Origin of the sequence: Alicyclobacillus fastidiosus (assembly GCF_026651875.1) — a bacterium.
Lineage (GTDB): Bacteria > Bacillota > Bacilli > Alicyclobacillales > Alicyclobacillaceae > Alicyclobacillus > Alicyclobacillus fastidiosus.
In genome coordinates this window covers 3,972,877-3,992,624 of the sequence record NZ_CP104067.1, presented here as the reverse complement: position 1 = coordinate 3,992,624, position 19,748 = coordinate 3,972,877, and the positions used below count along the sequence as shown (strand labels likewise).

22 protein-coding genes are annotated in these 19,748 nt (G+C 53.5%); 15 read left to right on the top strand and 7 right to left on the bottom strand.

Going from position 1 to position 19,748, the window contains the following annotated elements:
* Positions 1-19 precede the first annotated feature (19 nt).
* Complete coding sequence (locus NZD89_RS19745) at positions 20-793, top strand: SDR family NAD(P)-dependent oxidoreductase (RefSeq protein ID WP_268004430.1); 774 nt, start codon at positions 20-22, stop codon at positions 791-793.
* A gap of 24 nt (positions 794-817) precedes the next feature.
* Positions 818-1,756: a fumarylacetoacetate hydrolase family protein gene (locus NZD89_RS19740; RefSeq protein ID WP_326492861.1), complete on the top strand. Its 939-nt coding sequence runs from the start codon at positions 818-820 to the stop codon at positions 1,754-1,756.
* Between the two features lie 112 nt (positions 1,757-1,868).
* Here NZD89_RS19740 and NZD89_RS19735 read toward each other — a convergent pair whose 3' ends face one another.
* Positions 1,869-2,168, bottom strand: a complete 300-nt coding sequence (locus NZD89_RS19735; RefSeq protein WP_268004429.1) for a hypothetical protein — start codon at positions 2,166-2,168, stop codon at positions 1,869-1,871.
* A 356-nt stretch (positions 2,169-2,524) separates the two neighbouring features.
* On the opposite strand from NZD89_RS19735, the gene NZD89_RS19730 reads away from it, so the two are divergent.
* From NZD89_RS19730 to NZD89_RS19710, 5 genes are all read left to right on the top strand, one after another.
* On the top strand, positions 2,525-3,592 hold the full coding sequence (locus NZD89_RS19730; protein ID WP_268004428.1) for a BMP family lipoprotein: 1,068 nt from the start codon (positions 2,525-2,527) through the stop codon (positions 3,590-3,592).
* Between the two features lie 222 nt (positions 3,593-3,814).
* The gene (locus NZD89_RS19725) at positions 3,815-4,075 is read left to right on the top strand and encodes an aspartyl-phosphate phosphatase Spo0E family protein (RefSeq protein ID WP_268004427.1); all 261 of its coding nucleotides are present in this window, start codon (positions 3,815-3,817) and stop codon (positions 4,073-4,075) included.
* Between the two features lie 146 nt (positions 4,076-4,221).
* Entirely contained in the window at positions 4,222-5,910 is a 1,689-nt protein-coding gene (locus NZD89_RS19720; RefSeq protein ID WP_268008552.1) for a sigma-54 interaction domain-containing protein, read from the top strand.
* 339 nt (positions 5,911-6,249) lie between these two features.
* A complete protein-coding gene (locus NZD89_RS19715; RefSeq protein ID WP_268004426.1) occupies positions 6,250-6,903 on the top strand; it encodes a cyclase family protein in 654 nt (217 codons plus the stop codon).
* A gap of 61 nt (positions 6,904-6,964) precedes the next feature.
* On the top strand, positions 6,965-7,213 hold the full coding sequence (locus NZD89_RS19710) for a nitrilase-related carbon-nitrogen hydrolase (RefSeq protein ID WP_268004425.1): 249 nt from the start codon (positions 6,965-6,967) through the stop codon (positions 7,211-7,213).
* Between the two features lie 182 nt (positions 7,214-7,395).
* Here NZD89_RS19710 and NZD89_RS29780 read toward each other — a convergent pair whose 3' ends face one another.
* Together NZD89_RS29780 and NZD89_RS19705 are read right to left on the bottom strand one after the other, a co-directional pair.
* Positions 7,396-7,509, bottom strand: coding sequence for a hypothetical protein (locus NZD89_RS29780; protein WP_369125277.1), 114 nt, complete (start codon positions 7,507-7,509; stop codon positions 7,396-7,398).
* A complete protein-coding gene (locus NZD89_RS19705; RefSeq protein WP_268004424.1) occupies positions 7,464-9,056 on the bottom strand; it encodes a sigma-54 interaction domain-containing protein in 1,593 nt (530 codons plus the stop codon). The genes NZD89_RS29780 and NZD89_RS19705 overlap by 46 nt, the downstream gene beginning before the upstream one ends.
* A gap of 259 nt (positions 9,057-9,315) precedes the next feature.
* Here NZD89_RS19705 and gabT point away from each other — a divergent pair, with 259 nt between their 5' ends.
* The 3 genes from gabT (at position 9,316) to NZD89_RS19690 (ending at position 12,978) form a co-directional block, all read left to right on the top strand.
* On the top strand, positions 9,316-10,641 hold the full coding sequence (gene gabT / locus NZD89_RS19700; protein ID WP_268004423.1) for a 4-aminobutyrate--2-oxoglutarate transaminase: 1,326 nt from the start codon (positions 9,316-9,318) through the stop codon (positions 10,639-10,641).
* 87 nt (positions 10,642-10,728) lie between these two features.
* The gene (locus tag NZD89_RS19695; RefSeq protein ID WP_268004422.1) at positions 10,729-12,090 is read left to right on the top strand and encodes an APC family permease; all 1,362 of its coding nucleotides are present in this window, start codon (positions 10,729-10,731) and stop codon (positions 12,088-12,090) included.
* A 123-nt stretch (positions 12,091-12,213) separates the two neighbouring features.
* Entirely contained in the window at positions 12,214-12,978 is a 765-nt protein-coding gene (locus tag NZD89_RS19690) for a metallophosphoesterase (RefSeq protein WP_268004421.1), read from the top strand.
* A 198-nt stretch (positions 12,979-13,176) separates the two neighbouring features.
* Here NZD89_RS19690 and NZD89_RS19685 read toward each other — a convergent pair whose 3' ends face one another.
* Together NZD89_RS19685 and NZD89_RS29775 are read right to left on the bottom strand one after the other, a co-directional pair.
* Complete coding sequence (locus NZD89_RS19685; RefSeq protein ID WP_268004420.1) at positions 13,177-13,341, bottom strand: hypothetical protein; 165 nt, start codon at positions 13,339-13,341, stop codon at positions 13,177-13,179.
* Complete coding sequence (locus tag NZD89_RS29775; RefSeq protein WP_369125212.1) at positions 13,338-13,580, bottom strand: helix-turn-helix domain-containing protein; 243 nt, start codon at positions 13,578-13,580, stop codon at positions 13,338-13,340. The genes NZD89_RS19685 and NZD89_RS29775 overlap by 4 nt, the downstream gene beginning before the upstream one ends.
* A gap of 243 nt (positions 13,581-13,823) precedes the next feature.
* Here NZD89_RS29775 and NZD89_RS19680 point away from each other — a divergent pair, with 243 nt between their 5' ends.
* Positions 13,824-14,213: a RidA family protein gene (locus NZD89_RS19680; RefSeq protein WP_268004419.1), complete on the top strand. Its 390-nt coding sequence runs from the start codon at positions 13,824-13,826 to the stop codon at positions 14,211-14,213.
* 148 nt (positions 14,214-14,361) lie between these two features.
* Here the strand turns inward: NZD89_RS19680 and NZD89_RS19675 are convergent, their stop codons facing one another.
* A complete protein-coding gene (locus NZD89_RS19675; protein ID WP_284286336.1) occupies positions 14,362-14,625 on the bottom strand; it encodes an AbrB/MazE/SpoVT family DNA-binding domain-containing protein in 264 nt (87 codons plus the stop codon).
* Between the two features lie 235 nt (positions 14,626-14,860).
* On the opposite strand from NZD89_RS19675, the gene tyrS reads away from it, so the two are divergent.
* The 3 genes from tyrS to NZD89_RS19660 all read left to right on the top strand — a co-directional run bounded on the left by tyrS (position 14,861) and on the right by NZD89_RS19660 (position 18,011).
* Positions 14,861-16,120 carry a tyrosine--tRNA ligase gene (gene tyrS, locus NZD89_RS19670; RefSeq protein ID WP_268004417.1) on the top strand — a complete coding sequence of 420 codons (1,260 nt, stop codon included), beginning with the start codon at positions 14,861-14,863 and terminating at the stop codon, positions 16,118-16,120.
* A 388-nt stretch (positions 16,121-16,508) separates the two neighbouring features.
* Entirely contained in the window at positions 16,509-17,726 is a 1,218-nt protein-coding gene (locus NZD89_RS19665) for an MFS transporter (RefSeq protein ID WP_268004416.1), read from the top strand.
* A gap of 90 nt (positions 17,727-17,816) precedes the next feature.
* Complete coding sequence (locus NZD89_RS19660) at positions 17,817-18,011, top strand: DUF896 domain-containing protein (protein ID WP_268004415.1); 195 nt, start codon at positions 17,817-17,819, stop codon at positions 18,009-18,011.
* A 105-nt stretch (positions 18,012-18,116) separates the two neighbouring features.
* Here the strand turns inward: NZD89_RS19660 and NZD89_RS19655 are convergent, their stop codons facing one another.
* The gene (locus NZD89_RS19655; RefSeq protein WP_268008640.1) at positions 18,117-18,281 is read right to left on the bottom strand and encodes a hypothetical protein; all 165 of its coding nucleotides are present in this window, start codon (positions 18,279-18,281) and stop codon (positions 18,117-18,119) included.
* 146 nt (positions 18,282-18,427) lie between these two features.
* On the opposite strand from NZD89_RS19655, the gene NZD89_RS19650 reads away from it, so the two are divergent.
* Positions 18,428-19,663, top strand: a complete 1,236-nt coding sequence (locus tag NZD89_RS19650) for an MDR family MFS transporter (protein WP_268004414.1) — start codon at positions 18,428-18,430, stop codon at positions 19,661-19,663.
* Positions 19,664-19,748 lie beyond the last annotated feature (85 nt).

Genomic DNA, 19,748 nt, shown 5'->3' with positions numbered 1-19,748 from the left:
GAAAAGAGGGGGAGCGCTTATGCGGCTCGAAGACAAAGTGTGTTTAATTACCGGCTCCGGCAAGGGAATTGGCGCGGCCACCGCCATTAAGTTCGCGCAAGAGGGGGCGATTGTGGAAGTGGCCGACGTCGACGTCGAGGCGATGCGAGAGACCATCGGCGCAATCGAACGCGCTGGTGGGAGGGCGCACATGACCGCCGTCGACGTCACGGACGAGGCGTCTGTCTTTGCCTGGATTGCCGAGGTGGTCGCACGGCATCGGCGCATTGACGTGCTCTTTAACAACGCGGGCGTCAGCGCGGTGGGGGAACTTCACGAGGTCGCGCGGGATTTATGGGATAAAGTGATGGCTGTCAACGTCACCGGCGTCTACCTCGTGTCGAGGGCGGTCGTCCCCGTGATGATGGAACAGCACTCGGGTTCCATCATCAACATGTCGTCTTGTATCGCACAAATCGGGCTCGCCCGACGAGCTGCATACGCAGCGACGAAGGGGGCCGTGTTGTCGTTGACGAAGTCTATGCAAGTGGACTATGCGCCTTATGGCATTCGCGTCAACGCACTGTTGCCGGGGACGATTTACACGCCGTTCGTCGAGAATTATTTAAAACAGTCCTACGTAGATCCCATACAGGCCATCGAGCAACTGAAACTTCGCCAACTCGGTGGCGAATTGGGAACGCCAGAAGACGTGGCATACGCTGCACTGTATTTAGCCTCTGACGAGTCGAAATACGTGTTGGGGAGTGCGTTGTCGGTCGACGGTGGCGTACTCGGCGGCAAGTCGGTGTAAAACGCGGTCGATGCGAGGGCCGAGGTGACATTTGAAGCTTTGAATTGGCAGATTGGGAAAGAGGAGTGGAGCGAGTTGAAACTACTGAATGTTCGAGTACAGGATGACGCGTATGAATTGGGGGTGCTCACGGACAAAGGTGTCTTGACGCTGTCAAAGGCGGCCAGACGCTTTGGCGCGACCGCACCGCTGACCATACAGGAGGTCATTGAGCAAGGGGATACAGGCCAAGACATCGTTCGCCAGCTCGTTTCACAGGCCATCGACGACGGTGACGTCTCGCTGTTTGAGCACCCTGACAGCATTCAGTATGGTCCGTGTGTGACGTCGCCAGAGAAGATCATCTGCGTTGGCACGAACTATCAAGCCCATGCCGCGGAATCGAATTTGCCGACGCCGACCTCTCCTCCGCTTTTTTCCAAATTTAATAACAGCCTCGCTGGTCACGGGTCCATCGTCCAAATTCCACACCAGACGGAGCAAGTGGATTACGAAGTGGAACTCGTCATCGTCATGGGCAAAACCGCAAAAGACGTGTCGGAGGAGGAGGCGCTCTCGTACGTATTTGGCTACGCGACTGGAAATGATCTGTCGGCTCGCGACTTACAGTTCCGGACCTCGCAGTGGCTGCTCGGGAAGACCTGCGATGGATTTGCCCCAATTGGGCCATATGTCGTCACAGCCGATGAGGTTCAAAATCCGAACGATTTGAACTTGGAATGTCGAGTAAATGGACAGCTTCGGCAGTCATCGAACACGAAGGATATGATTTTTAATTGTGAGTTTTTAGTAAGTTACATTTCGAGGCATATGACCTTGCGACCGGGGGATGTGATCTTCACCGGGACTCCTGAGGGGGTCATTCTTGGTTTTCCGGAAAGTGAACGGCAGTGGCTCTCATCGGGTGATGAAATCGTCACATCGGTAGAAGGCCTCGGTCGGCTGCGAGTCGTCCTCGAATAGTGCGAGAACGGGCGTCCCTGGGGGCTGTGTGACGAGCCGGTGGGCTCTGCGCCCCCAGAGCCCCAACGGATGTTAGGGCTCGGATGCCGACTGCGCGTCTGCTGTTTTACACTTACTTTTTCAACGTCTTACTGAGTTCCAGCAAAGCGCGAACAACGACAAACAGTGCTGCGAGATAGTAGAAGATGAGAGCGATGACATGTGTCGGATCGACCATCGTCAGTAATGAAATGATGATGAGCGGAAACACATCGGTTAGTACAGGGCGTGTGATGACGTCTGCGAGGGTACTGACCTGTTCACTCTTCCGAAGGTTCATCAACAGTTTTACAATCATGTTGAGACCAAGGACAATGAGGACGACTTGAAACGCTAAGAGCATTGCTGCATTTGAGAGAATGATGGATAACACGTGCGTCACCTCCTTTAGAACGAATTACCCTCACTTATCCTTATGCGATGAAGACTGTCGCGTCACGACAGTTGCCCACCACTCACCTGCTTGTTCACCTGAACCGGGCGGACAGGCAATGTCGACCATACCGAGCCCCTCAGTGCATGAAGCCGATGCGTGTAACGTGCATGATTTTCTCCAAACGGAAGATTCTAACTTGCGAGGAATGGGGAAGCCAATACGGCGTCCACACGTTCACGGTTCTGACAAATCCGCCGCCAGGATCCCGCTAAATCGATATCGAAGTTGTATTTTGGTGTTCTAATATACCGTCAAACTGTATTATTGAGTGTCATTTATTGGGGGTTATATGGTTGAAAAAGAGAATGGCGACAGTCGCATCCGCTTTGGCTTTAACCGTGTTGGCGGTTGGTTGTGGCATGAACAGTACAGGTGGTACGAACACGACGGCGGGTGGAACCAATGCTACGCCTGGGAACGCTTCCACGACGGGGAAGGGGCTCAAAGTCGGTCTGGTCACAGACACTGGCGGGCTGAACGACAATGGGTTCAATCACCTGGCTTTCGTGGGCGTGACAAAGGCACAGCAGCAGCTCGGCGTACAGACGAGCGTCGTGCAATCTCAATCTGAGTCAGATTACATACCGAACTTGAGCAAGTATGCGGCACAGGGGTACAACCTCGTCATCGCCGTCGGCTATCTGATGCACGATGCCGTGGAGCAGGTGGCGAAGCAATATCCAAAAACGCATTTTATGATCATCGACGATACCATTACGGACAGGCCAAATGTGGTGTCAGCGGTGTTTGACTCGCAGGATGCTGGGTATCTCGCGGGCGCTATGGCAGGGCTGCTCGAAAAGGGCAACATGTTACCGAACTTGAACAAACAGAACGTGGTGGGTGTCATTGGCGGAGAATCGGCACCTCCGGTGAACAGCTACATCGCAGGATTCCAACAAGGCTTTAAGAAGGAAGATCCGAGCGGCAAAGTTCTCCTTTCGTACACCAACAGCTTCACGGACCAAAGTTTGGGAAGTCAATACGCGCAAAACCAATTGTCCCAGGGCGCCGATATTATCTTCCCGGTGGCCGGTGGATGCGGACAAGGTGCCATCAGTGCCGTGAAGGCAGCCAACAAATATGCAATCGGTGTGGATACGAATCAAAGTTACCTAGCGCCGCAAAATATCATCACAAGTGCCACAAAGGGCGTAGACACGTCCGTGTTTGACGTGATTCAATCCCTCAAAAACAACGCATTCAAGTCAGGCGTTGAGACGTTTGGGTTAAAGGGCAATGGGGTAGGCATCACACCTGCGATGAAGGGCGTGCCACAGAGCGTCGTCAACGAAGTGAACCAACTGAAGCAAAATATTATGAGTGGAAAGATCCAGGTCTCGACCACGGTTCAACAATAACGTAGTTGATAGAGTCACGGCGGGCATGGGGTGGAGGGCCCGCCGTGGCTTTTTGATGTCTTTGCTGCCCTAATAGTGACCTCACCGCATCGATTCTACGCAGTCTGAATCCACAAGTTTTCCCGAAGCCGAGCGACTTTTTCGACCGCATCGGACAGACTTCGACATTGTCGGTATGGTACTGTCGACTGGCCTCATTTTTTCGTGGTAAGGGGAAATCTTGTGACAAAGACCACAATCAGAGAGAAAATAGAATTGTTGAGAACTCAGATGATGCGGGTGGCGGAGGAACAAGGCAGTCTGACACACCCGGATGTACTCGCCATAAGCGAGCGATTAGACGTTCTAATTTGTGAAGTTCAATCGGCACGCTTCCACTTGTATCGCACGAAAGCGACGAACAGAGCGACGGTCCGTCCGCTGTGGGCCTCATTCTATCGCTACAAAGCTCGAATCGAACGCCTTGCCCGCTCGTACATTTGATATCCCGGTGATGTTGCGCCGGAAGGACAGATCCGCTCGCCCAGGTGCAATCCAACCTGGGCTAAGCGGCATTCGCCTATCGGCGACGGGGCAGCGAGGCGGTGGTGCGCGAGGAATTCGATCCCATTTGGAGGAGTGAGTTGCAAATGCGCGAAATGGACGAACGATTCGGACGGTTTATCGATAGTTTGAAATGTGGCGTCATGATCGTCGACCTTCATACAGATGAGGCACGAATGAACGCCGCTGCAAGTGAAATGTTGCGCTTGGGACCTCGACAGTTGCCATTTCGTATCGTCCAGGAGCGGCTTGGGTTCGACCTTTTAGCAAAGCTTCGAGATGGGCAGCCCGTTCAGCTTCTGTTAGGCTCACAGCGCTGTGAAGTCACCTCCATTTCGTTCGACGACAATTGGTTGGCCTTCCTGTTCAAAGAGCGATCACCGGAGCAAACTGTGACCAAATCGGTAGAACATCTGGAACAAGCAAACGAGGATTTGCAGTTGATTCTAGATTCTTCACTGGATGACATTCTCATCACAAGTGGGGATGGGATCGTGCTCAGCGTATCCCAATCGTTTGCCAACTCCTATCGAATCCCACCGGAAGATTTGGTAGGGAAGTCTGTACTCGACTTAGAGAAGGACCATATCTTTCAACCGTCTGTAACGCGCAAAGTCATGGAGACGAAAACCCGCCACGTTTTGCTTCAGACGACAATGGATGAGAAGAAGATGCTCGTCAAGGGCGTCCCTGTGTTTGGAGAAGATGGGGAGATTCGGAGGATTGTCTCCTACTCACACGATGTCACCGAACTCCTCGAACTCCGTGCGCATTTAGCGGACATGCAAGAGGAGATGTCGCGAGTCCGGTGGGAACTGGAGAAACTTCGGAGCCGCGACAGGGAGATGTGTGACATTCTCATCGCAAGTGATGCTATCAAGCAACTGACGGAATCGATTTCGCGCATCGCAAAGCACGACGTACCTGTTCTCCTGCTTGGAGAATCAGGTGTCGGGAAAAGCGCGTTTGCCAAGTTCGTCCATCGGCAAAGTGAAAGGAATTCCGGTCCATTTATTGAAGTGAACTGCGGGGCGATTCCGGAACATCTCATCGAGTCGGAACTGTTCGGGTACGAACCTGGCGCTTTCACAGGGGCGGCCAAGTCGGGCAAGGTTGGGTTGATTGAGCTAGCGCACGACGGAACGCTCTTTCTGGATGAGGTCGGCGAATTGCCGCTTGCACTTCAGGTAAAGTTTCTAAAAGTGTTGGAGGACAAGCAATTTCGCAAGGTGGGTGGAACCAAATCGGTGTGGTCAAACTTCCGTCTGGTTTGCGCGACCAACCGCGATATGTCGCAAATGGTTCACGAGGGCAAGTTTCGCGAGGATTTGTATTACCGCCTCAACACGGTGGAGATGATGATTCCACCACTGCGGGAACGACCTGCCGACATTATGGAGTTGGCGATGCACTTCTTGCATCAGATGTATTTGCGTCACGGATTAGATAGAGAGTTTGGGCAGGGTGTGATGCATCAGTTCCTGTCTTATCATTGTCCTGGGAATATACGAGAATTGGAGCACGTGGTAGAACGCGCGGTGGTCCTCTCGTCTGGCCAGTTCATCGAACTGGCCGACCTGCCGCTTTCCATCCGGAGCGTGGAGGCTGTGTCTCCTCCTGCGGCGGATCGATTGTCCCTGCCGGAGATGTTGGCCGCCTACGAGAAGCGTATCTTGCAAGACGCTCGTCAAAAGTGCTCGACGACGACGGAGATGGCCGCGTATTTGGGGGTGAGCCAGCCAACAATCGTTCGCAAATTGCAGAAGTACTTCTAGATTTGAGGTCGCGATTCGACTGACGATGACACTGCAAAGAACTCGTTTATGCAAGATTGAATAATCGAAGTCACATCTGTATACCCCTTTGCGACCAAGGATGGCTTACGCATTTCTAGCGTTTAGCGGGTAGTCAACCTGTCGCCGATTCAAGAAAGAATACTGAATAGACGAAACGATTCGTCGAAGAGCGAGAAATCATCTCACATCGCCTCGACTTCCTCGAGATGGCCGAATTGGCATGCTTCTTGCTATACCTGTGGTAAACGTGATGAAACTATCGCGAGTCGAGGTAATGCTTGAGGATACCGTAGTCGGCTCGCACGTGGAGTGATTGCCTTGTTTAAGCCGAAGAAGTTCGTGGATTTATCGCTTGATCTCACAGACGATACGCCGATTTACCCTGGTGATCCGAAGCCACGCATCGCCGTCGCGACCACCATCGAACGCGAAGGGTACAATTTACATCATGTGCATATTGGCTCACAGAGCGGGTCACATGTGGATGCGCCGTACCACTTTCTGGCGTCTGGCGAGCGCATCGACGAGTCGGACCTGTCCCTCTTCATTGGTACTGGGCTGGTTATTCCGTGCTTAGGCAAAGGGGAACAGGAGCCGATTGTGCTCGACGAAGTCCAGGAGTACGTCGACTGTGCAGAGCCTGGAAATATCGTTCTGTTCCACACGGGGTGGAGTCGGTATGCGGGATCGGACAAATATTTCTTGCATCCCTACGTCGATATCGACGTGATCGACGCGCTGTTGGCAAAAGGGGTTCGCACCTTCTGCATCGATTGTATCAACATCGATATCACCGGCGGCGATGCGTTTCCCGCACACGACGCGATTGCCGCGGTTCAAGGCATCATCGCCGAGAATTTGACGAATTTTGACGCCATCGATTTCAGCCATCCGCTCGTCTCCCTATTTCCGCTCAAGCTTGTAGGATGTGACGGAAGCCCAGTGCGCGCGGTCGCGATGCAACTTGAATAAACTTTGAAAGCGCTTCACAGGGCGCACGTGCGGCCAGGTATGCTTACGGTGGGAGGGGGTTATGATGAAGATCGCGCTCATTCAGGATGCACCCATCCTCGGGGACGTCGAGGCGACGCTCGCGCGCACGCAGCAAATCGTCCGGACCACCTGCGGCGAAAATCCGGTAGATCTAGTGGCGTTCCCCGAGTTGTTCATCGCCGGTTATTTGCCTGAACACTGGTCGTCGATGCCCACTGTCGAGGATGAACGGCGGTGGCTGGAACGGATGCGCTGTCTAGCAGCGGAGAGCCAGGTGTGTACATCGTAGACGTGCCGTTGCACCAGCGCAAGGATTTAGCGGACTGTGTTCGCTATGCCACGATGCGGCAAACGCATGCGTACAGGCCCTTGGTCGATTCGCATTTCGACTGACCGGCTGGAAATCGTTATACAAGTTCCACCGTGGTCGATTACGGACAGAGGGGCGCGTCGTGGCTTCGTTCATGCACTTCACGACTTTAACCGGTACTGCTTCAACTTTCGAACGACCGTCGGTTGGCTCACGTCCAACGCCTTGGCTATCGCGTACGTCGAGCGATGGCGCGCGAGCGCCTCGGCGAAGATGGACCGTTCGAATTCGTCCACGCGCTGGCGCAATGAAGTCCCTGCCGTGTCGGCAGGGCATGCGGCGGCATGCTGACCCTCAAGCTTTGCCGCGACTTCCTGCACCCGTTTGTCCTCCTGTTCACCGTGCTGTGGCAAGAACCCGCGTACATCGTCCTTGGTGAGATACGGTGATGGACTGGTGATGGACTGGTGATGGAGATGCGCTCCAATACATTCTCCAATTCCCGGACGTTTCCCGGCCAATCGTACGTCAGAAGCAGGTCTTCTGCTTCTGGTGACAGCTTCACTTCAGGCACGCCGTGAAGCACTGCAAACCGGCGCAACAGGCCATGGGTGAGCTTCGGGATGTCCGCCGTCCGGCGGCGCAAAGGAGGTACTGTGATGGGGATGACGTTCAGTCGGTAATACAAATCGGCGCGAAACGTGTCATTTCGGACCATGTCCTCGAGGTTGCGGTTGGTCGCGGCGATCAACCGGGTGTTCACTGTACTCGGCCTGGTTCCGCCGACGCGCGTAAATGTCCGACGCTGGACGAAATCCAATAGCTTTCCTTGTACGGACAAGGGCAATTCTCCAATCTCGTCGAGAAACAGCGTCCCTCCGTCCGCCAGTTCGACTTTGCCTTTTTTTCCTGCTTTGTTCGCGCCTGTAAACGCTCCGCGTTCATATCCGAATAGTTCACTTTCGACGAGCGTTTCCGGAATCGATGCACAGTCCACAGATACAAAAGCCTCGTTGGCCCGCGCACTATGTTCATGGATATATTCCGCCAATCGGTTTTTTCCGGCTCCCGTCTCTCCGAGGATGATAACGGTGGCGTCTGTCCCTGCTACCTTGCCCGCGAGCTCCAACACCTGCTTTATCGCGTCACTCTCGGCGACGAGCGTCGCGGTGGGGTTCAATGAACTGGGACGACTTGTCGAAGTTTTTAGTTGCTCCGCCATCCAGACATCGAGACGGACGTCCGTGATGTCCTTTGCATTCGATACCACTTGGACGAGGTTCCCACGTTCGTCGAAGACAGGGTTGGCGGTCGCAATCAGTGTCTGCCCAGACGACGTTCTCTGGAGAATGGTGATTCGGCGTTTCTCTTTTAAGACAATTGAGATGACAGACGGATAGAAGACTCCTTGTTGCTCCAGTTCAAAAACGGATTTGCCAATCAGGTCGCTGCGTCGCATTCCATACAATTGCTCTGCCGTCTCGTTTACGCGGACGGTCACACCATCGGCGTTGGTGACGAACACTTCATCCAGTGACGCTTCGAGAATGCGCTCCAAATCGCTGTTCTCAGAGCGGAGTTGCTCGATCTCGCGCAGCAGGTGCGGGTTGGTATCCGGCACACACTCGACCAGCACCCCGTTTGATCCGTGATGGCGCTCATCGTGTAGTCGAAACACGTATCCTGCAGGGAGTCTGGGGTAGACGTCCTCCCATACGAGAGAGTCCGTATCGAGGTGAAGAAGGCTCTTGGCCGATTTGTTCATCCATTCAATGATTCCGTTGCGCAGCCAAAAGATTGGCGTGTCTAAGCTCTGAAACACTTCGTAATTCACCTTGCGCGTTCACCTCGTGAAACGAAATTTCTGATTCAAGTGTATACGATTTCAATTCAAAATTGAGATACGAATTTGAATTGGGTGGTGTGGCGCGGGTGTGCTCGAGAAGCAAGTTCCTTAGAGTCGCAGGTACTTTAAGGCCTCTTTCATCCGCTGTGTAAGCTGGCACGAATATTGCTTGATGTAGAAGTAGACACCCGCAGAAGGCTGCGCGGTGAGATTGATAAGCATGAGGAGGATTCCGATGGATACACAAATCATCGCTTCAAAGAGCCTATTGCAGCTTCACTCTCAGTACGTGCCAAAAGGCGTTAGTGTACAGAACAAAGTAGTCATCACTCGCGCACAAGGAGCCCGCATGTGGGATGAGGAAGGCAACGAGTATCTGGATTTCGCCGGTGGAATCGGCGTGCTCAACGTGGGAAACGCCCAACCGGAAATCGTCCAAGTCGTTTCGGAACAGGCACAGAAGCTGTTTCACACCTGTATTCACGTGACGCTGAACGAACCTTATCTGCGGCTCGTCGAACAGCTTTGCAACATCGCGCCAATCGATGGCGAAAAGAAGGCCCTGCTCTTAAATAGCGGCGCGGAGGCGGTCGAGAACGCAATCAAAGTGGCGAAGAGCTATACAGGGCGTTCTGCCGTCATCGCGTTTGAATCCGCGTTTCACGGACGGACGACGCTCGGCCTTTCCTTGACGAGCAAGGTTCACCCCTACAAGGCAAAATTCGGTCCATTCGTACCGGAGGTCTACCGCCTGCCGTTTCCGAATCTCTACCGCAAACCGGAGGGGCAGTCCGCACAAGATTTCATCGACGAGTCGATAGCGACGTTGCAGAGGGCGTTCGACACGTACGTGAATGCAGACGACGTGGCAGCTATCATCATCGAACCGGTGCAGGGAGAGGGAGGATTTGTCGTGGCGCCACCGCGTTACATGCAGGCGCTGCGCGACATTTGTACAGAGCATGGCATCGTCTTCATCGTCGATGAGATTCAAACGGGATTTGCGCGCACTGGCAAACTGTTTGCAACGGAGCATTACGAGGGACTTAACCCGGACATCATCACGATGGCGAAATCGATGGGAGCGGGATTGCCTATCTCGGCAGTCGTGGGGCGACCGGCCATTCTCGACTCGACAGAGGTTGGGGGATTGGGGGGGACGTACGGTGGAAATCCGCTTGCGGCGGCCGCATCGCTGAAGGTCATCGAAATTATGGAACGCGACGAACTCGCCTCGAGGGCTCAGCAAATCGGCGAGAAGAGCGTCGCAATGCTTAGCCGCCTGCAAGAGAGGATTCCGTTTATCGGGGACGTTCGCGGTCTTGGCGCGATGGTAGGTGTCGAATTCGTACGGGATAGCGCAAGCAAAGAACCCTATCCAGAACTCGTCGCGCTGATCAGTCAAAAGTGTTTTGAGAAGCGCCTCGTCACGGTCAAGGCGGGGGTGTACAGCAATGTCATTCGCCTGCTTTGCCCGCTGGTGATTACGGATGAAGAGTTGGAAGAGGGGCTCGCGCGCCTGGAATCGGCGATAACTGAAGCTGTAGCAGAACTCTCTTAACCATCGAGAAAACTGGCCCGCGGCATTTTCGAGGAAGTGATGGGTCTTCCCTCGGGCATGCCGCATAGTTCCCTGAAGGAGGACCATATGGACGCAAAACAGGTGACGCTCCGTCGGACTTTGACTCTATTTCCACTGCTCCTTTTTGGCCTCGCCTACATGGCACCCATGATTGTGTTTGGTACCTTTGGTGTGGAAGACCAGACGACGCACGGGCTGGCGACCGATGCGTACATTCTCGCCTTGATCGCCATGCTCTTCACGGCCTATAGTTACGGGCGCATGGCGAAAGCGTATCCAGTATCCGGGTCTGCCTATACGTATGTGCGCAAGAGTATGAGTTCCCATCTCGGCTTTCTTATCGGTTGGGTGACACTGCTCGATTACTTCTTTCTTCCGATGGTCATATGGCTCATTGGTGGTGTCTATCTTTCCGCCGAGATTCCGAGCGTGCCAGCTTGGGTTTGGATCGTTCTATTCATTCTCGTCACTACTGTCCTCAACATCATTGGTATTCGGATAAGTACCAATGTAAACGTCACGATGATGGCGTTTCAGTTCTTGGTTATCGCAATATTCTTGGTGTTGAGCGTTCAGGATGTCCTTCGTGGGATGGGGAGTGGGACGCTTGTCTCGAGCAGGCCGTTCGTCTCAAATCAGTTTCAGTTTCCACTGATTTTAGCGGGGGCGGCGATTGCCGGATATTCATTTCTTGGGTTCGACGCGGTGACGACCATGACCGAGGAGACCATTGAGCCTGAGAAGACGGTTCCGCGCGCCATCTTTTTGATTACGCTTGTCGGCGGAATCATTTTTATCATTGCAACCTATGTGACACAATTGGTGTATCCGGACTACACGAAATTCGTCAATGCAGATTCGGGCGCATCGGAAATCGCCATGCAAATTGGTGGACACCTGTTCACCGCCATCTTCACGGCCGGACTCATCCTCGCACAGTTTTCCTCCGGTATTTCCGCGCAGTCGAGCGCCGCGCGTCTGCTCTACGCCATGGGGCGCGATTCGGTGCTGCCGAAGAAATTTTTTGGACGGCTCAACGAACGTTTTCAGACTCCACATCTAAATATTTTGTTGGTGGGGGTCGTCGGTCTCTTGGCACTATTCTTGACCGTCGAGACGTCTACCTCGTTTATCAATTTTGGGGCGTTCAGCGCATTCGCGTTTGTGAACATCTCCGTCATCGCCCATTACTTTTTCCGCGCGGGCAGGCGCAAGACACTGCTTCACGTCTTGCTTTATTTCGCGATGCCAGCGGTCGGATTTTTGTTCGACGGGTGGTTGTGGCTCAATTTGGACAAGAACGCGCTGATACTAGGTGCTATCTGGTTCGCTTGCGGCGTCGTGTACCTCGCATTTCTGACGGGTGGTTTTCGAAGAGTGCCGCCTGAACTCAACTTCCATAGTACCGACGAAACGCTAGGCGGCTGAATCGTTTCGAGAGGGAGCTTTGAAGAGAGGTATAACCGCTCCAACCAAATCGTAGCTATCAGGTGATGTGGGAAACAGTTAGGTGTACATTAATAGTAAACTTCTGAGTAGGGTGCTGATGCTGTGTACTGGATCATCGGTGCGGTTTGCGTTGCAGTGGGTATTTTTTATACGACGTTTGTCTTGCCGACGCGATGGTTAAAGGTCGAACGCGTGCGAATTCCGTTGAACACAGGACTAAAACTGGTTCAAATCAGCGATTTACACGTCGAGCGCAATCGGATTCGACCGGCGGCGATCAAGGCGGTCATTGACAAAGAATCTCCGGATCTCCTATGTATCACCGGAGATTTTCTCGACCAGCGCAATGCCCTCGTTCTGTTGGTCCCGTTTCTCAAGATGCTTCAGTCGACCGGCATAAAGACGTACGCAGTGCTTGGCAACCACGATTATATGTTGAAACAACCGTCAGAACTCATTCAATTGCTGGAGGAGTTCGGCATCCAGGTCTTAATCAACGAAGCGGTGGAACTCCAAACGGTGAATCTGGTCGGAATCGACGACTTTGATTCAGGTCACAGCGATGATACTGTCCTCCAATCTGTTACGCCAGGAAAGCCAATCGTGGTCATGACCCATGACCCGACGTTAGCACTGTTCATGAATCGGCGGGTTGATTACATGTTCGCTGGTCATTTACACGGGAAGCAGTTCAACATTCCATTCCTCTTCAAGCTGAAGAATATGGGGCCATTGGCGGCCTCTGGAGTGTACAAGGGCGTTCATGAGACGGAGCGCGGTACGCTGTATATCTCCAAAGGTGTCGGCCAATCAGGCTATAATTTCCGCTTCTTGGTCCGCAGTGAGATCACCGTACACGAACTGTAACCACTGGAAGACCAATGTTTCAGCCGTTAAAACCGTTGGAGATGGTTATTTGTGGTGTACACGCGTCATTGGCTGGAAAAACCCGAACGCCTATAATTGGGGATGCCCAATACTCTTTGCCCGATTCCCCTTGCGCAGTCCTCTCCATGCCAACTGTGCGGGGGGATTTTTTGTGGCCATTTTTGTCTAAGGGGATCATCAAAGCCCCATGTAATTCTCGAATTGACCCACGAATGACTGCAAAATCACGTGCATGTGCGCCTCTATCCAGTGCTTGGCAATCACCCCGAACACGATGGCCCCTGCTAGCGAGCCTACGAAACTACAGACGATGACAAGAAGAGCCAACATCGGCCATTTCATGTGAAGCTCCGCGGCGTATGGGCGAATGATTGAGCCTGTGCGAAACGCCGCGCGTCGGTCGCGTTGTGAATGAGCCGTCCGCTTCGCTGGCAGCCTTCAAGCCACACCGATAACTCGTACTTCGATACGAGAATTCGCCTGTCGAGGTGGAGAGAAGGGAAAACGCGCTTTTGTGCCATCTCGTATGCAGTGACGACTGGAATTTGGAGAATGCTAGCCACTTCGTGGATAGACAACATGTTTGAGTAGATTTATTTCACCTTCATTTTCACCTTAGTGATCACGCGCTAAGCGCGGAAGAACGACACCGACAAAATGGTATCTCTGGTCATAGGATGCCCAGAAACGCATGATTCAAACGAGACTCTGCCTATTGCAAAACGGATACTGCCACCGAAATCACTTAGGTACTGGCACCCTCGCCTGGGCACTCGAGTATGATTTAGAGGCGGAGCACTCGTTCTGGGATCGGGGGGGATTGTATGCGTGGCAAGGTCTACGTGCAATCGGGTGGGCCATGGGAGCAAATCATCGGCTATAGCCGAGCAATTAGAATTGGCAATCGGGTTGTCGTGGCGGGGACGACAGCCATTCAGGAACAAGGCGTCGTCGGGGTAGGTGACATTTACAAGCAGACCGTCTTCGTGCTGAAAGTCATCGAAAAGGCGTTGGCGTCAGTGGGAGCACAGATGTCTGACGTGATTGTCGTGAGAATTTTCGTCACCGACATGTCGCAGTGGGAGACCGTTGCGAGGGCACATCGCGAGGTGTTTGCGGATGTGCGGCCAGTCACCACCGTCGTGGAAGTGAAGGCGCTCATCGATCCCAGGCTGCTCGTCGAAATCGAGGTGGAAGCCGTTCTTTGTGAATAAGGCACGGGTGCAGGGGGACTTCTCCAGTAGGTGGTGGTGTGGACCGCGCACCGTTGGCTTTGCGTCACCGTGTGCGACAGGAGTTAAGTGGGGGGACCGCGTCGTGTGCGTCACAAGACGACGCGGCTATTGCTGTGCCTTGTCCGCCTCAGGCGTTGGGAGAGGTGGCAAGTTCAAGGAGCTCTAAGCGGCAATCGTCACAGACAGGCTTCTCCTGAAACTCTGACACTGCTTTTGTGCTGTCGCAAAAAATGCACGATACCTCGTATTTGCGCAGCATGATCCGGTCGCCTGCCGTGTAGATCTCCAGCGGATCGCGGACGTCGATGTGCAATGTCCTTCGCAGTTCAACGGGCATGACAATTCGGCCGAGTTGGTCCACTTTCCGTACAATTCCTGTTGATTTCACGATATGTTCCTCCTATGTAACTCGTTGCGTCGTTCATGCACTTCAAAAAAACCGCCAACGTGGGCGGTTTGAAGTAACGTAAGACAGTACGTTTCCATGGTATCCCTGGAACTCCAATCGCTCAATGGAAGGAAATTGGGAGTGATGGGTAAACGAACCAAAAAATTTTGCAGGAGGCTGCATTGCCGCGAGATGTGCGATAATATGGCTATCGAGTGTTGTTGAGAGGGGTCGTACTTTGAATATCTTAGAGGAATTAGAGTTTCGGGGGCTTGTGTTTCAAACGACGGATCGGGCTGAGTTGGAGAAGTTGCTCGACGAGCAGTCCATCGGTTTATATGTGGGGTTTGATCCGACGGCTGACAGTTTACATATCGGGAGTCTGCTTCCTATCCTGACGCTGCGCCGCTTTCAGTTGGCGGGTCACAAGCCGATTGCCGTAGTCGGCGGTGCGACTGGGCTGATTGGGGACCCGAGCGGGAAGAAGCAGGAGCGAACGCTGAATGGGCCCGAAATGGTCGCAAATTGGACCCAAAAAATCCACGCGCAACTATCGCGGTTCATTGATTTTGAGGCCGAGGAAAATGCGGGAATCGTGGTCAATAACTACGATTGGACCGGGGACATGAGCGTCATTGAGTTCCTGCGGGACATCGGCAAAAATTTCAGTCTGAACACGATGCTCAACCGTGAATCCGTGTCGGCTCGCCTGGAGACGGGGATCTCCTTCACCGAGTTCAGTTACATGCTGTTGCAATCGAACGACTTTTTGGAGTTGTACCGTCGACACGATTGTGTGCTGCAAATCGGTGGATCAGACCAGTGGGGGAATATCGTCGGAGGCATCGACTTGATCCGCCGGGCAACCGGGCAACAGGCATACGGCTTGACCATCCCGCTCGTCACCAAATCGGACGGTACGAAATTTGGAAAGACCGAGTCCGGCGCAATTTGGTTGGACGCGACGAAAACGTCGGTGTATCAATTCTACCAGTTCTGGCTCAACACCCAGGACGACGACGTGATCAAGTTCCTTAAATACTTCACGTTCCTGTCAAAGGAAGAGATTGAGGCGCTTGAACAGGAAGTCGCAGACAACCCAGGTGCGCGGAAAGCGCAAAAGGCGTTGGCGGAACACGTGACGACACTGGTGCATGGCCAGGCAGAGACGGAGCGTGCCATTCGGATGTCGAGTGTGTTGTTTAGCGGTGACATCAAGGAACTGAGCGTGGATGAGATTCAAGAAGTCTTCGAAGGCGTTCCGTCTACCAGTTTGCAGAGAGATCACGCGACTGACATCGTGTCTCTCCTCGTCGCTAGTGGGGCGTGTTCGTCGAAGCGCCAGGCGCGTGAGGACGTCACCAACGGGGCCATTAGCGTCAATGGCGACAAAGTGACGGACGTGGAACGCGAATTCACCCACGAGGAGATGTTCGGGGGACAGTTCCTCGTCATTCGGCGCGGGAAGAAGAAGTACTTCCTCGTCAAATTTGAGTAGTCTCGCCGAGTCACTGGTCTTTCACGAGATTCTTTCTGTGGAGCACCGTGCCTGGCGACGGACGGGCGTCAACTGAATTTGCGATTGGGGCGGCTCTTCTAAGAGCCCTCATCCCAGTGCAAGTGCACGGATAGGGGGCGTCAGAGCCGCCTGTCTGTTTGTGTGGAACACACAGGGGCGTTCAGATTTTCCCGGTCAATTTCAGGATGAGCCCCGCCCACAAGCAGAGACAGATCCCCAGACCCATGCCAATCAATCGGTCTTTCATCGTGTTCACCCCTGTTACCCGGTCTCAACCACGTTGCGGTTAATGAAGTATACGCGTGCGAACATCAAACTTTCGGTACACGGTAAGGAACTTTTAGACATACACAAGCGAGGAGAGAACATGGGAGAACAACGATCCGGTACATCCAATGGACAAATGCTGTGGGCACTTGGTTTGGGAGGATTCTTGGTGAACGCCGACAACCGTGCTATCGCACCGATGCTTCCGGCGATCGCCCACTCGCTTCACACGACGTCGGCGTCTGCAGCCCTGCTCGTCACTGCTTATTCCATTCCCTACGGGGCTTTTCAACTGGTCTATGGCCCACTCGCGGAGAAAGTCGGCAAGGTGAACACCATTCTCATCGCACTCTCACTATTTGCGGTGGGGACTGTATGCTGTGGACTCGTGGACCAATTTTCTTGGCTGTTGCTCCTGCGGTTTGTGACGGGCATGTTTGCAGCGGGGATCATCCCGACGACACTTGCGCAAATTGGGGATCGATTTAGCCTCTCGCAAAGGCCGAAAGCCATCGCGTTCTTCATGTCCTTCTCGACATCCGGTCAGGCCATGGGGATCGTCATCGGGGGACTCGTCGCTCAGTTCCTCAGTTACCGGATGTTATTTATCTTGCTTGCGGTATTGTCCGTCCCAGCGATTTACGCGATGCTGCGTCAACGGCACAGTTCATCCAGGGTGGCGGCCCCGGAAGCGGATTCGCTCTCCCGACGGTATCGTCTGCTGATGACGACGCGGCGCGCGTGGATAGTCTACGGTCTCGTATTTACCGAAGGACTGGTGTTTTATGGCGGCTTCACGTTTCTCGGCGTGTTTGGCGTCACTTCCTTGCACCTGTCCTATTTGGTGATAGGTTTATTGACTGCGACGTACAGTGTTGGGGCGTTTGTCGGGAGTCGAACCATCACGACGGTCCTCGCGCGGCTCGGTACAAAGCGCATGCCGATTCTAGGATCACTGCTCATGACACTTGGCTTTGGCATCATTTGGGGGTGGCAGAGCGTCTTTGTGCTGACGTGTGGTTTTGTCGTTCTAGGATTCGGCTTTAGCTATTGTCATTCCACCTTGCAGACGTTTGCGACCGACTTGCTGCCCAACGGGCGGGCTACGGCAGTGTCTGTATTTGCGTTCTGTCTCTTCCTCGGCAGCGGGTTAGGGCCGGTCGGAACGGGACGCGTTTTGGACGCTTACGGAGCGGGTGCAATGCTTGGATCCGTGACCTGTGCAATGCTGGTATTTTCGCTGATGTGTTTTGGGGCCACGCGGCAGAAGAGTGGACTCGGCGTGGCCGGTCTGCAACACAGTGAGCGTTCGCTCTAAGCGGTTGCTGGACATTCGATTTGTGATTTTCGGGCGAATTGAATATGATGAGGCCTTGACGAATGATGTGTAAACCGTGGAGGTGACGACGTGCTATCAAAGGAAAAATTGAACCGCTTAAACGATCTCGCCAAAAAGGCGAAACAAACCAGTTTAAGCGATGAGGAACGAGTGGAACGCGACGCGTTGCGCAGGGAGTATCTCGACAATTTTCGAGAGGGGTTCCGGGAGCACTTGGACCGGATTCACGTGGTCGACAAGGATGACCTGTCGAAACCTCACTAAAGAATATAGAGTCGCCTTGCGGCTCCTGACCTCGTGCGAGGTGACGTACAAAACGTCCTCTTCTGTGATCACCTCGCAGCTCATGTCAGCGTCACACATCATCGATTAGGGGTTCTGTGTACGCTCAAGTTTTGGTGCACTTTCTTCGTACGCCAGAAGAATGATATCTCGGTGTGTCTGTGCTCGAAGCTGTTCTTCCAATCGCTTGATGTCGTTGAGCGTATCCTGGCTCAGTTGAGCAAATCTTACATCCTCCATGTCCATTCCCACACAATTCACCTCCGTGACAAGCCTGTCCGTAGTATCGGCCATGAATCGGTGGCTTAGACCTATCTCGCACCTTGTATCGAGCGTCGCTTTTATGTAGCTTGGGAAAGGTGTCATATACTTTTAAATTTTGTAGAGAGAGCGTGGCTATGAATCGTTCATCACTTCAATTGAATCGCAAAGCCGTCGTATGGTGGATGCAGAGTGCAACCGGTGTCACGCAAACCACGCAGTTTATGGTCATGCCATTCATGGCACTGTATATGTCCTCGCATACGCACGCAGACCCGAGCGTCGTCGGGTTGGCGGTAGGGACCATTTCGCTTACGTCGACCGTGCTCAGTTTCTTGGGTGGATCCCTCGCGGACCTCTTCGGGAGGAAGTGGGTCATGGCTTTCGCCATGCTCGTCAGTACCCTCGCCATGCTGGAGTTTGCGGCTGCAGGCAGCGTATGGTCATTCTTTGTCGTCAGTGTGCTGACAGGATTGTCGCGGGCGTTGTTTGGCCCGGCCTCACAGGCGATGTTAACCGATTTGACGCCACCTGAGAGGCGTTCACAGGTGTTTGGCATGAACTACTGGATGAATAATATCGGGGCGTCCGTGGGCCCGATTATCGGCGGTATGATCGGCAGTGAGGCGCCAAAACTGACCTTTTACCTAGCGGCGGGCATCAGTGCTGTCTATATGGCGGTGATCGCCCTGCGCTTTCCAGAATCGAGGAGACCGTCAGGCGAAGTTCGAGAGGTCAGGATTGGGGATGCGATTCAGACCTTGCGGACAGATTACGCACTCATCGTCTTCATTATCGCGGGCATCCTGACGAGCGTCGGGTACTCGCAATTTGATACGACTTTACCCCAATTTATGCAGACTTTGTTTGGTACGCACGCCGCGTCGCGGGATTACTCGTACATCTTTGCGGCGACAGGATTTGAAGTGGTTGTGCTTCAATTTCTGATCAACCGGTTTAGCCAACGGTTGGGGCTTGGTAGTGTTCTCCTAGTCTCACAAGTGATTTACGCGATAAGTTTTTTTGGCATTGGTATATCCCATACGTTTATCGCCTTTTTGACCTGGTCTGTGATTCTCACGTTGGGTGAAGTCATGGCGGCGCCGAGGCTAGCCCAGTACATCAGTATGCTGGCAGATGAGCGAATGCGTGGTGCCTATTTTGGTGCCAATTCGCTGTCTAACTTGGGATTTTTTCTGGGGCCGTTCATGGGGGGCGTACTCTTGCATCATTTCGGCGCCTTTTCGGTCTTTGGCGTGGTCGCGCTCTTCGCACTCTGCGCTGGGCCGATGTACCGCCTCTCGCACCGAATGTATAGGCACAGGGTAAAGACAGACGAGCGGGATGGCGTAAATGCCACCTTGCGTACCTAGTAAAGGGCAGAGGTGCGCCGGGACAGTCGCCTGTGAAGTTGGTTAACGGTTACCAGTCAACGTCGAAGTACACAACCGTTTGCTC

What these genes read in the sequence shown, in the direction of transcription:
- NZD89_RS19745 (WP_268004430.1), top strand. Translation starts at nt 20, where the DNA reads ATGCGGCTCGAAGACAAAGTGTGTTTAATTACCGGCTCCGGCAAGGGA.
- NZD89_RS19720 (WP_268008552.1), top strand. Translation starts at nt 4,222, where the DNA reads ATGCGCGAAATGGACGAACGATTCGGACGGTTTATCGATAGTTTGAAA.
- NZD89_RS19710 (WP_268004425.1), top strand. Translation starts at nt 6,965, where the DNA reads ATGATGAAGATCGCGCTCATTCAGGATGCACCCATCCTCGGGGACGTC.
- gabT (WP_268004423.1), top strand. Translation starts at nt 9,316, where the DNA reads ATGGATACACAAATCATCGCTTCAAAGAGCCTATTGCAGCTTCACTCT.
- NZD89_RS19695 (WP_268004422.1), top strand. Translation starts at nt 10,729, where the DNA reads ATGGACGCAAAACAGGTGACGCTCCGTCGGACTTTGACTCTATTTCCA.
- NZD89_RS19685 (WP_268004420.1), bottom strand. Translation starts at nt 13,341, where the DNA reads ATGAAATGGCCGATGTTGGCTCTTCTTGTCATCGTCTGTAGTTTCGTA.
- NZD89_RS29775 (WP_369125212.1), bottom strand. Translation starts at nt 13,580, where the DNA reads ATGTTGTCTATCCACGAAGTGGCTAGCATTCTCCAAATTCCAGTCGTC.
- NZD89_RS19680 (WP_268004419.1), top strand. Translation starts at nt 13,824, where the DNA reads ATGCGTGGCAAGGTCTACGTGCAATCGGGTGGGCCATGGGAGCAAATC.
- NZD89_RS19665 (WP_268004416.1), top strand. Translation starts at nt 16,509, where the DNA reads ATGGGAGAACAACGATCCGGTACATCCAATGGACAAATGCTGTGGGCA.
- NZD89_RS19650 (WP_268004414.1), top strand. Translation starts at nt 18,428, where the DNA reads ATGAATCGTTCATCACTTCAATTGAATCGCAAAGCCGTCGTATGGTGG.